The 1,027-nt window shown below is 51.9% G+C and carries 1 other annotated feature (only partly in view).

The window, feature by feature from the left end:
• Positions 1-990 (top strand) — a sequence feature (mutual gap in cmsearch alignment for this rRNA model is longer than 100); it begins 322 nt to the left of the window's first position.
• The last annotated feature ends 37 nt before the right edge of the window (positions 991-1,027 follow it).

The following is a 1,027-nucleotide window of genomic DNA, read 5'->3' as shown; positions in this document are numbered from 1 at the left end:
TATAACGGTCCTAAGGTAGCGAAATTCCTTGTCGGGTAAGTTCCGACCTGCACGAATGGCGTAATGATGGCCAGGCTGTCTCCACCCGAGACTCAGTGAAATTGAACTCGCTGTGAAGATGCAGTGTACCCGCGGCAAGACGGAAAGACCCCGTGAACCTTTACTATAGCTTGACACTGAACATTGAGCCTTGATGTGTAGGATAGGTGGGAGGCTTTGAAGCGTGGACGCCAGTCTGCGTGGAGCCAACCTTGAAATACCACCCTTTAATGTTTGATGTTCTAACGTGGCCCCATTATCTGGGGTGCGGACAGTGTCTGGTGGGTAGTTTGACTGGGGCGGTCTCCTCCCAAAGAGTAACGGAGGAGCACGAAGGTTGGCTAAGCATGGTCGGACATCATGCGGTTAGTGCAAAGGCATAAGCCAGCTTGACTGCGAGAGTGACAGCTCGAGCAGGTACGAAAGTAGGTCTTAGTGATCCGGTGGTTCTGAATGGAAGGGCCATCGCTCAACGGATAAAAGGTACTCCGGGGATAACAGGCTGATACCGCCCAAGAGTTCATATCGACGGCGGTGTTTGGCACCTCGATGTCGGCTCATCACATCCTGGGGCTGAAGTAGGTCCCAAGGGTACGGCTGTTCGCCGTTTAAAGTGGTACGCGAGCTGGGTTTAGAACGTCGTGAGACAGTTCGGTCCCTATCTGCCGTGGGCGTTGGAAGATTGAAAGGGGCTGCTCCTAGTACGAGAGGACCGGAGTGGACGCACCACTGGTGTTCGGGTTGTCATGCCAATGGCATTGCCCGGTAGCTAAGTGCGGAAGAGATAACCGCTGAAAGCATCTAAGCGGGAAACTTGCCTTGAGATGAGTCTTCCCTGACTCTTTAAGGGTCCTAAAGGAACGTTTAAGACTAAGACGTTGATAGGTTGGGTGTGTAAGCGTAGCGATACGTTGAGCTAACCAATACTAATGAACCGTGAGGCTTAACCTGACAACACCGAAGGTGTTTTAGGGATTTGAGAGATAAA

Origin of the sequence: Providencia rustigianii DSM 4541 (assembly GCF_000156395.1) — a bacterium.
Lineage (GTDB): Bacteria > Pseudomonadota > Gammaproteobacteria > Enterobacterales > Enterobacteriaceae > Providencia > Providencia rustigianii.
The sequence above is the reverse complement of the archived record's forward strand: the minus strand, read 5'-3'. Positions and strand labels throughout refer to the sequence as shown.